The sequence below is a fragment of the Rathayibacter sp. AY1A2 genome (assembly GCF_002930935.1).
GTDB lineage: Bacteria > Actinomycetota > Actinomycetes > Actinomycetales > Microbacteriaceae > Rathayibacter.
In genome coordinates, this window is the sequence record NZ_PSTP01000034.1 from 1 (window position 1) to 10619 (window position 10619).

Sequence of the window (10619 nt, forward strand, 5' to 3'; positions counted from 1 at the left end):
CCCCGCCCCCGGCTAGGCTGACCCCCGCAAGCAGAGGAGACCGCGGATGCCCGACCACGCGACGCGCGGCAACAACCTCGACCGCGTCAGGCGGCACAACCTCTCGGCGATCCTCCGCCTCGTGCACCGCGGCGGCCCCCGCTCCCGCTCGCAGCTGACCCGCCTGACCGGCCTCAACCGCTCCACGATCGCGGCGCTGGTCGGCGAGCTGGTGGAGCTCGGCATCGTGCGCGAGCGCGAGCCCGCCACGCCGAACCAGGTCGGCCGGCCGAGCCCCGTCGTCGAGGCCGATCCCGGAGTCGTCGCGCTCGCCGTGAACCCCGAGATCGACGCCGTCACGGTCGCCGTGGTCGGCGTCGACGCCGTCGTCCGCCGCCGCATCCGCCGCTCCGCCTCCGTCCCCACCGCCGAGGCCGCCGCGCGTCTGGCGGCCGAGGCGGTCGCCGAGCTGCTCGCCGAGCTGCCCGAGGAGACGCGGACCGTCGGCATCGGCGTCGCCGTGCCCGGCCTCGTCCGCGACGCCGACGGCCTCGTCCGGGTCGGCCCGCACCTCGGCTGGGACGACGAGCCCTTCTCCCGCATGCTCGCGGACGCGACCGGCCTGCCCGTCCTCTCGGCGAACGACGCCAACCTCGGTGCGCTCGCCGAGAGCGTCCTCGGCGCCGGCCGCGACGTCTCGCACCTCGTCTACCTCAACGGAGGCGCGAGCGGAGTGGGCGCCGGCGTCATCGTCGGCGGCGCGCCTCTGCACGGCATCGACGGCTACGCGGGGGAGATCGGCCACACCCTCGTCAACAGCGCGGGCATCGACTGCCACTGCGGCGCCGTCGGCTGCCTCGAGACCGAGGTCGGCCGCGCCGAGCTGCTCACCGTGCTCGGCCTCGACGAGAGCGAGCGGCTGGAGGAGGCGCTCGCCGCCTCCGAGGACCCGGCCGTCCGCGGCGAGGTCGAGCGCCAGCTCGGGCACCTCGCGGTCGCCCTGCGCAACGTGATCAACGTGTTCAACCCGCAGCTCGTGGTGCTGGGCGGCTTCCTCGGGGCGCTGATCGGAGTCGCGCCGGGATTCCTGGAGGAGCGCCTGGGCCGCGGCGGCCCCTTCCGGGTCGCGCTCGACTCCGTGCGCATCGTTCGGACCGAGCTCGGCGCCGATCTGCTCATGCTGGGCGCAGCCGAGCTCGCCTTCGAGCGCCTGCTCGCCGACCCGCTCGGCACTCCGCTCCACCCGGTCTGACCCGACGGCGGGCCGAGGGGTGGCGCCGCTGTCCGACACGTGATCGAATTGATTCGACCGAGCGGCGTGGAGCCGACGAGGTCCGCTCCCGCGCCGAGGACGACACCGGCCGCACCCCTCCCTCCCACCCCGCTGCGCCCTGCGCAGGAAGGCACTCCGTGTCCACTCCCGCCTCGACTCCGACCGGCTCTCTCCCCGTGCACCGCCACCCGGGCGACGCCCTGACGGCCCGCCAGCGCCTCGTCTACGTGATCGTCCTCGGCTCGCTGACCGCCCTCGGGCCGTTCACGATCGACCTCTACCTGCCGGCGTTCCCCGCGCTGCAGAGCGAGCTGAACGTGTCGGAGGCGGCGGTCCAGCTGACCCTCACCGGCACGACCCTCGGCTTCGCGCTCGGCCAGCTGATCGTGGGCCCCTGGAGCGACGCGGTCGGCCGGCGCCTGCCGATCCTCCTGGCCACCTCGCTGCACGTGCGGGCCTGCGTCGGCGCGGCGCTCGCCCCCGAGATCGTCACCCTCGGCGTCTTCCGCTTCCTGATGGGGGCCGGCGCGGCGGCGGGCGGCGTGGTCGCGATGGCGATGGTCCGCGACCTCTTCGGCGGACGCCCGCTGGTGCGGATGCTGTCCCGGCTCGCCCTGGTGGCGGGCCTCGCGCCCGTGCTCGCGCCGGTCATCGGCTCGCAGCTGCTGCTGATCATGGACTGGCGCGGGATCTTCGTCTTCCTCGCCGCCTACGGCGTGCTGGTCGTCGCGGCCGTCGGCCTGCTCGTCGTCGAGACCCGGCCCCGCGCCGCCCGACACGAGCGCGAGCACCGCTCGCTCGTGCAGCGCTACCGGGCCGTCCTCAGCGACCGCGTGTTCCTCGGAGTGGCGGTGATCGGGGGCATGACCTTCGCCGGCCTGTTCACCTACCTCTCCAGCTCCTCGTTCCTGTTCCAGGGCCTCTACGGATTCGACGCGCAGCAGTACGGGCTGCTCTTCGCCGTGAACTCGCTCGGCGTCGTCCTCGGCGTGCAGGCGTCCTCCTACCTCAGCCGGAGGATCGGGCCGCAGTGGATCCTCGCGATCACGACGCTGACGCTGTTCACCTCCGCCGGCCTGATCGCCCTCTTCGACGTGCTCGGGCTGGGGCTCTGGGGCACGCTCGTCCCGCTGTGGTTCTTCATCGCGTCCTGCGGCTTCAGCTTCCCGTGCGTGCAGGTCCTCGGCCTGGTCAACCACGGCCGGGAGGCGGGGACGGCCGCCTCGCTGCTCGGAGCGGTCAACTTCGGCACCGCCGGACTGCTGTCGCCGATCTCAGGGGTCTTCGGCGCCGGCTCGGCCGTGCCGATGGCCCTGGTGATGATGGCGACGGCGACCGTGTCGATCCTGGCGCTCTGGCTGATCGTCCGGCCGAGGAGCGTCCCGGCGCTGCAGGACTGAGCGCTCGGCTCCGGGTCCCGGCGGTCCGGCACGCCCCGCTCCTGCAGCTCCTCCCGGGTGTTCGGGCCCTCGCTGGATCCGCTCCCGAGCGCCGCTGCTACAGTCCCCTCCCATGTCCTCCCGCGACTCCTCCGCCCTGCTCGCCGAGCTCTCCGACCCCGACCGCGACGTCCGCCTCCGTGCGGCGATGACCCTGGGCGAGCTCGCCGAGCCCGCCACCGCCGAGCCCCTCGCCGCGCACCTGTGGGAGGAGCCGGACTTCTTCGTCCGCGACGTGCTCACCTGGTCGCTCGGCCGCCTCGGCTCCGCCGCCGTCCCCGTCGCCCGCGAGGCGCTCGGCCGCGAGCCCCGAGTGCGCACGCAGGCGCTGCACGTGCTCAGCAAGATCCTCGACCCGGCGACGCTCGACGACATCGCCCCGCTGGCCGCCGACTCCGAGCCCGCCGTCGCCGCGAAGGCCCGCTTCGCGCTGGGCCGCCTCGGCGACGAGCGCGCGCTGCCGGTCCTGCTGGGCCTGCTCGGCGACGACGACGCGGAGGCGCAGAACGTGCTCACCGACGTCCTCGCCTCCTTCGGCGCCGCGGCCGTCCCCGGTCTGGAGCAGGCCCTCCGCGAGGGGTCCGCGCCGGTCCGGCGTCACGCCGCTGCCGCACTCGGCTACCTGGGCGACGACGCGCGTCCTGCCGTCGACGCGCTGGACGGGGCCGCCGGCAGCGACGACTCCGCGCTCGCGGTCTCGGCCGTGATGGCGCTCGGCTCGATCACCGGTCCCGACGCGGCCGCCGCCCTCGAACGGGCCTCCGCCTCGGACGACTCCCGCGTGAGCGCCGTCGCCGCGCGGCTCCTCGCCCGCTCCTCCGAGCCGACCCGGCTCGACGCCCTCCGCGCCGCCCGCCTGGCCCGCGCGGCCGGCTGAGCCGCGCCGCGAGACCCCTGCGGGGGAAGGCCGGGGATCCGCAAGGCCGCTCGAACCCTGTCATGAACCCCGCCGCGCGGACGCCGGTCTTCCGACCGGTCGGCCGAGCCACCCCGCAACCCCCAGCGGGGGAACGCCGTGTGACGGCATCATGTCCGGATGGATCACCGCGACGACCGCCTGTCGACCGAGCCCGGAATCGCGCGCCCCGACGCCGTCCAGCGTGCGCGGATGCGCGAGCAGGTGCCGTCCGACGACGTCGCCGCCCGGCTGCTGACGAAGGAGGCGGCCCACCGGGTCTCCCGCCGCTGGCCGCTGATCTCCGCGTCGCTCGCGATCCTGCTCACGGTGCTCCTCGCCGTGCTGATCGCCTTCCGCCCCACCTCGGCCTTCCGCTTCGACGTGGAGTGGATGGACGAGATCGTCGAGCACCGCTCGCCGGTCTGGGACATCCCGGCCCTCGTCATGAACACGGTCGGAGCGGGGCTCGTCGGCACGACGCTCATCCCGCTCGGCATCGTCGCCGTGCTGCTGGTGTTCCGCAGGCGGTGGGCCGCGCTCTACTACGCGATCGCCGCGCTGGTCAGCGTGGGCGCCACCCAGCTCGTCAAGGAGCTGGTGGGACGCGCCCGCCCGGCCGACATGCTCGTCACCAGCGACTACGGCTCCTTCCCGTCCGGCCATACCGCCAACGCGGCGACGACGGCGATGGTGCTGGCCCTGGTGTTCCCGCTGCTGTGGGTCTGGATCGCCGGCTTCCTCTACACCGTGGCGATGATGGCGAGCCGCACCTACCTCGGCGCCCACTGGCTGAGCGACACCGTCGGCGGCCTGCTGCTCGGGATCGGCGTGGCGCTCGTGGTCTGGGCTCCGCTCGCCGGCCGCCTGCGCACCGAGGCCGAGCTCCCGCACCCGCCGATCTGGATCCGCCGCACCACCTGACCGGCGCAGTTCTCTCCGCGCGAGGGTTTCGAGGCCCTCAATATCGGCGCCCGAGGAGCGCGGAGGCTCGCCGATCAGCCGAAGGCGGCGAGAGAGTCGAGCTCGTTGAAGGTGTAGACGTGCAGGCCCGCGAGGCGGTCGCCCGCCGCCGCTTCCAGGCGCGCGACGAACGCGGACGGGTCGAAGCGGCGTCCGCGGAGGAGCCCGCCGGCCACCGAGGTGCTCCGCTTCAGGAAGCCGAGCGAGGAGCCCACTCCGATCCGCGCGCCCAGCGTCAGCAGCCGCGAGCGCTCGACCGGCCCCGGCACGCCCGCCCACAGATCGGCCGTGATCCCCGTCTCGCGGAGCCGATCGGCGTAGCGGACCACCGCGTCCACGTCGAAGCACATCTGCGTGACGATCGAGCGGATGAACGGAGCGCGCTCGCGCAGGTGCCGCTCGATGCTCTCGTCGGAGAGGTGCGGGTGGCCCTCGGGGTAGCCTGCGATGTCCAGGGCCAGCCCGGGTGAGATCTCGCGGGCGTCGCGGATGAGCTCGAGACTCGTGGAGTAGGTGCCGGCCGCCGAGGACGCGTCGCCCGAGATCACGAACGCCTCGTCGATCCCCGCCTCGCCCATCCGGCCGAGGACCCGCTCGAGTGCGGCGCGGCCCTCGACGTTCCGCGCCGCCAGGTGGGGTACCACGCGAAACCCGCGCCCCGCCAGGGCGACCGCGCAGTCCACAGTCCGCCCGGTCCCGTGCTTCGGCAGGCTGGTCACGGTCAGCGTCACCGCGGAGGGGTCCGGGAACTCCCGCGCGGCGCGCTCGCCGATGTCGTCGGCCGGGATGATCTCGAAGCGCGCGCGGGTCATCGGCCCAGCCTGCCACGCGGAGCCGGAGCGGTGCGGGTGGTGGCCGCAGCCGCACGAGTGTCGGAGGGGCGCCCTAGCCTGGAGCCGATCGCCGCCCGGTGGTCGCGGAAGGAGTCGCGTGTACCTGGAGTCCGGCCGCGTGGTCACGAGCCCCACCGACCTGTCGAACTGGGCGGCCTGCGAGTGGGCGGTCCTTCGCCGGTTCGACGCCCTGCTCGGCCGCGCCCCGCGCCTCGAGGCCGAGAAGGACGGGATGCTCGAGCGCACCGCGGTGCTCGGCGACGAGCACGAGCACCGCTTCCTCGCCGAGCTGAAGCGCACGCACGAGGTGCTCGAGTTCGAGCGCCCCGAGCCCGCCGGCTACCCCGAGGCGGCCGAGGCGGCCGTCGAGGCGATGCGCGCCGGGGTCGACGTGCTCTACCAGGCCACCTTCTTCGACGGCGAGTTCCTGGGCTTCTCGGACTTCCTCCTCCGCACCGCCGACGGCGCCTACGAGGTCTACGACACCAAGCTCGCCCGGCACGCCAAGATCCCGGCGCTGCTGCAGCTCGCCGCCTACGCCGAGCAGATGCAGGCGCGCGGCATCCGCGTGGGGGAGCAGGTGCACCTCGTGCTCGGCGACGGCTCCGTCACCAGCCACGAGCTGGCCGTCGTCGCCCCGGTCCAGCGGGTGCAGCGCGCCCGGCTCCGCGTCGTGCTCGACGAGCGCCTCGCCGCCGACGAGCCGCTGGAGTGGGGCGATCCGCGCTACCCCTCCTGCGGACGCTGCTCCGTCTGCGCGCCCGAGGTCCAGGCGCACCGCGATCCGATCCTCGTCGCCGGGATGCGGCTCGACCAGCGGGCGAAGCTCACGGCGGCCGGCGTCCTCACCCTCGACGCGCTCGCCGAGCACGACGGCCCCGTCCCCGGGCTGAGCGCGGGCACGCTCGAGGGCCTGCGCGCCCAGGCGCGGCTGCAGGTGCGGTCGGAGTCCTCGCCGGTGCCGGCCGTCGAGGTGATCGACGCCTCCGTGCTCGCCGGGCTGCCCGCCCCCGATCCGGGGGACCTCTTCTTCGACTTCGAGGGCGACCCGCTCTACACCGAGGACAACCGCGAGTGGGGCCTCGACTACCTCTTCGGCATGGTCGACGACCAGGAGCGCTTCACCGCGCTCTGGGCGCACGACCTCGCGGCCGAGCGCCGGGCGCTCCTCGACTTCCTCGCGCTCCTGCGGGCGCGCAGGGCCGAGCACCCCCGGATGCACGTCTACCATTACGCCTCCTACGAGCGCAGCCACCTGCTCTCGCTCGCGCTCCGCCACGGGGTCGGCGAGGAGGAGGTCGACGCGCTCCTGCGCGACGGCGTCCTGGTCGACCTGTACCCGGTGGTGCGGCGGGCGCTCCGCGTGGGCTCGCGCAGCTACTCGCTCAAGAAGCTGGAGCCGCTCTACATGGGCGAGGAGGAGCGGGACGCGTCCGGCGTCACGAACGCCGCCGACAGCATCGAGATGTACGTGGAGGCGCGCGCCGCACAGAGGGTCGATCCTGTCGAGGGGCGGCGCGGGCTCGACCTCGTCGCCGAGTACAACGCCTACGACTGCCGCTCCACGCTCCGCCTGCGCGACTGGCTCCTGGAGCTCGCTCCGCCGCGCGAGGAGCTGCCGCCGCTGCTCGAGGTCGAGATCCCCGTGCCCCGCGAGCCGCACCCGGTCGCGGTCGCACTGCTGGCGCAGGTCGAGGGGATCGAGCCGCGCGAGCGCACGGCCGACCAGACCGCGCTCGCCCTCGCCGGCGCGGCGATCGACTACCACCGCCGCGAGGCCAAGACCTTCTGGCAGGAGCACTTCGACCGCCTCCGGCAGCCGCTGGACGAGTGGGCGGACACCCGCGACGTCGTGATGATCGACCGGGTCGAGGTCGTCCGCGACTGGGCGAAGCTCCCGCGCGCCCGCACGCAGTCGCGCGAGCTGCGGATCCTCGGCCGGCTCGCTCCCGGCAGCCGGCTCGGCACCGGCTCGTCGCCGTACCTGGTCTACGAGGCCCCGGCGCCCCCTGGTGCACCCTCGCCCGGTCCCGGTCTGCGCGGCGCCTCCGAGCGCTCCGAGATCCTCGCGGTCGACGACGACGGCGAGCGGATCGTCCTGCTCCTCAAGGAGGGCCTGAAGGCGGGGGAGGATCCGCACGACGACGCTCCGGTCGCCCTCGCCCCCGCGCCGCCGCCGCGCGCCGCGCCCCAGCCCGAGGCGATCGCTGAGTGGGGCGGCGAGGTCCTCGACGCGCTGCCCGCGATGCTGGCCGACCCGGCGCTCGACGTCCTCCGCCGCGTGCCGCCGGGAGCCGTCGCTCCGGTGCAGGGCGACGACGTGATCGGCGCGGTCGTCACCACTCTGCTCGGACTCGAGCGGGCGACCCTCGCCGTGCAGGGTCCGCCCGGCACCGGCAAGACCTACGTCGGCTCCCACGTGATCGCACGGCTGGTGAACGAGCACGGCTGGCGCATCGGCGTGGTCGGCCAGTCGCACTCGGTGGTCGAGAACGTGCTGAGCGCCGTCGTCGGCCGCGGCGTCGATCCCTCCCGCGTGGCGAAGGTGCCCAAGAACGGCACATCGCCCGAGGCGCTCGAGGCGGCGCCCTGGGCGCCGGTGAAGAACGCGGCGGCACTCACCGCGGTCCTCGAGGAGGGCGGCGGCTGCGTCATCGGCGGCACCGCCTGGACCTTCGCGAACCCGGTCACCGTGCCGCGCCGCTCGCTCGACCTCCTGGTGGTCGACGAGGCCGGTCAGTTCTCGCTCGCCCCGACGATCGCGTCGGCCGTCTCCGCCCAGCGCCTGCTCCTGCTCGGCGACCCGCAGCAGCTGCCCCAGGTGAGCCAGGGCGCGCACCCGGAGCCGGTCGACGAGTCGGCGCTCGGCTGGCTCGCCGACGGGCACGACGTCCTCCCGCCGGAGTACGGCTACTTCCTCGCGCAGACCCACCGGATGCACCCGGCGCTCTCCGACGCCGTCTCCGAGCTGTCCTACGAGGGCGCGCTGCAGTCGCGGGCGCCGCAGGTGCGCCACCTCGAGGGGGTCGAGCCGGGCGTGCACTCCGTCCCGGTCGAGCACGCGGGCGACACCACCTCCTCGCCGGACGAGGCGAGGCGCGTCGTCGAGATCGCCCTCTCCCTCGTCGGCCGCGCCTGGACCGACGAGCACGGCGAGCGGACGCTGACCGCGGCCGACGTCATCGTCGTAGCGCCCTACAACGCTCAGGGCGGGCTCCTCCGCACCGCCCTCGACGCCGCGGGCCTCGAGGAGACCCCGGTCGGCACGGTCGACCTCTTCCAGGGCAGGGAGGCGGTGGTCGCCATCGTGTCGCTCGCCGCGTCCTCCGGGGCCGACGTCCCGCGCGGGATGGAGTTCCTCCTCCTGCCCAACCGCCTGAACGTCGCGGTCTCGCGCGCGAAGTGGGCGGCGTACCTGGTGCACTCGCCGGCGCTCGCCGCCTCGCTCCCGACCTCGCTGACCGGCCTCGGGCACCTCTCCGGCTTCCTCCGCCTGCTCGAGCGGGGGGAGCGGGCCGCCCTGTGACGGATCCGGTGGCCGGAAGGCGCGCTCCGCTCCGATTCCGTCGGTGCTCGGCATGGTGGACGACGCGATCCGTCGCTACGGTGTCCCCATGAGAATCCTCCTGGTCGGCGCCGGCGGCGTCGGCGACGCCTTCGCGAAGATCGCCGCGCGCCGCTCCTTCTTCGAGCAGATCATCGTCTGCGACTACGACCTCGCCCGGGCCGAGCGCACGGTCGCGTGGATCGCGGAGCGGCACGGTGCCGACGACCGCTTCGTCGCCGCGCGGATCGACGCCTCCGACGCCGAGAACGTCGAGACCGTCGCCCGCGCGCACGGGGCGACCCACGTGATGAACGCTGTCGAGCCGCGCTTCGTCCCGACGATCTTCGCCGGAGCGCTCGCCGCCGAGGCCGACTACCTCGACATGGCGATGAGCCTCTCGCTCCCGCACCCCGAGCAGCCCCACGAGCTGACGGGGCTCAAGCTCGGCGACGAGCAGTTCGCCGCGGCGGAGGAGTGGTCCTCCCGCGGCCGCCTCGCCCTGGTGGGCATGGGCGTGGAGCCGGGACTCTCCGACGTCTTCGCCCGCTACGCCTCCGACCACCTCTTCGACGAGATCGACGAGCTCGGAGTGCGCGACGGCGCGAACCTCGTCGTGCACGACGCGGACGGCCGCGAGATCTTCGCTCCGTCCTTCTCCATCTGGACCACGATCGAGGAGTGCTTGAACCCGCCGGTGGTGTTCGAGCGCGACCGCGGCTGGTACACCACCGCCCCCTTCTCGGAGCCGGAGGTGTTCGAGTTCCCCGAGGGCATCGGCCCGGTCGAGTGCGTGAACGTCGAGCACGAGGAGGTGCTGCTGATGCCGCGCTGGCTCGATGCGAAGAAGGTCACCTTCAAGTACGGCCTCGGCGAGCAGTTCATCGGCGTCCTGCGCACCCTCCACCTCCTCGGCCTCGACAGCACCGAGCCCCTGCGGGTCCGCTCGGCCGGCGGTCCCGTCGAGGTCTCGCCGCGCGACGTCGTCGCCGCAGCCCTGCCCGACCCCGCCGGCATCGGCCCGCGGATGACGGGCAGGACCTGCGCCGGCCTCTTCGTCTCGGGCACGAAGGACGGCGCCCGCCGCGAGGTGTACCTCTACCACGTGAGCGACAACGAGTGGACGATGGCCGAGTACGGCACCCAGTGCGTGGTCTGGCAGACGGCGCTCAACCCGGTGGTCGCGCTCGAGCTCCTCGCGACCGGCGTGTGGACCGGCGCCGGAGTGCTCGGGCCGGAGGCGTTCAGCGCCGACCCGTTCCTCGAGCTGATGGCCCGACCCGAGGCCGACGGCGGGTACGGACAGTCCTGGCACGTCCGCGAGGACTGACCGGCGCCGCCGACCTAGGCTGAGCCCATGAGTGACGACGACGGGCTCGCCTCGGCGAGGGACGAGGCGCGCGCGGCCCTGGAGGCCGCCCGCCGACTGCAGGCGGAGGCCGCCGAGGCCCTGGCGCGAGCGGAGGCGGCGGCCGCGGCGCTGAACGCGGCGGCCGGCCCGGAGGAGGCGGAGGCCGTCGCGGACGACGTGCGGCTGGTGGCGGCGTCGGGGAGCGGAGCGGAGCAGTCCGCTGCTCCCGTTGCTCCGGACGCCGTCGCTTCCGGTCCGATCGCTCCGGATGCACCTGCTCCGCCCACCCCCTCGGCGCCCGCCAGTCCTGGCCGATGCCGCGGGTGCGGGCGAGCAGCGCGT

At 74.3% G+C, this 10619-nt stretch carries 7 protein-coding genes and 1 pseudogene; 7 read left to right on the forward strand and 1 reads right to left on the reverse strand.

The genetic code is table 11. The features are described 5' to 3' along the window. The first annotated feature begins 46 nt into the window (after window positions 1-46). The 4 genes from C5B93_RS16560 to C5B93_RS16575 all read left to right on the forward strand — a co-directional run bounded on the left by C5B93_RS16560 (window position 47) and on the right by C5B93_RS16575 (window position 4510). Complete coding sequence (locus C5B93_RS16560) at window positions 47-1231, forward strand: ROK family transcriptional regulator (protein ID WP_104292979.1); 1185 nt, start codon at window positions 47-49, stop codon at window positions 1229-1231. Window positions 1232-1389: 158 nt separating this feature from the next. Then, window positions 1390-2652: a multidrug effflux MFS transporter gene (locus tag C5B93_RS16565; RefSeq protein WP_104292980.1), complete on the forward strand. Its 1263-nt coding sequence runs from the start codon at window positions 1390-1392 to the stop codon at window positions 2650-2652. A gap of 112 nt (window positions 2653-2764) precedes the next feature. Beyond that, window positions 2765-3568 carry a HEAT repeat domain-containing protein gene (locus tag C5B93_RS16570; protein ID WP_104234526.1) on the forward strand — a complete coding sequence of 268 codons (804 nt, stop codon included), beginning with the start codon at window positions 2765-2767 and terminating at the stop codon, window positions 3566-3568. Window positions 3569-3727: 159 nt separating this feature from the next. Next, window positions 3728-4510, forward strand: coding sequence for a phosphatase PAP2 family protein (locus C5B93_RS16575; RefSeq protein WP_244229597.1), 783 nt, complete (start codon window positions 3728-3730; stop codon window positions 4508-4510). 74 nt (window positions 4511-4584) lie between these two features. On the opposite strand, the gene C5B93_RS16580 is transcribed toward C5B93_RS16575, so the two are convergent. Continuing rightward, window positions 4585-5361 (reverse strand): methylenetetrahydrofolate reductase, encoded by a 777-nt coding sequence (locus C5B93_RS16580; protein ID WP_104292981.1) that lies wholly within the window; start codon window positions 5359-5361, stop codon window positions 4585-4587. A gap of 118 nt (window positions 5362-5479) precedes the next feature. On the opposite strand from C5B93_RS16580, the gene C5B93_RS16585 reads away from it, so the two are divergent. The 3 genes and pseudogenes from C5B93_RS16585 to C5B93_RS17550 form a co-directional block, all read left to right on the forward strand. Continuing rightward, entirely contained in the window at window positions 5480-8908 is a 3429-nt protein-coding gene (locus C5B93_RS16585) for a bifunctional RecB family nuclease/DEAD/DEAH box helicase (RefSeq protein WP_104292982.1), read from the forward strand. 88 nt (window positions 8909-8996) lie between these two features. Further along, window positions 8997-10256, forward strand: coding sequence for a saccharopine dehydrogenase family protein (locus C5B93_RS16590; protein WP_104256687.1), 1260 nt, complete (start codon window positions 8997-8999; stop codon window positions 10254-10256). 27 nt (window positions 10257-10283) lie between these two features. After that, window positions 10284-10619: pseudogene (locus C5B93_RS17550) on the forward strand (hypothetical protein); the annotation flags it as partial.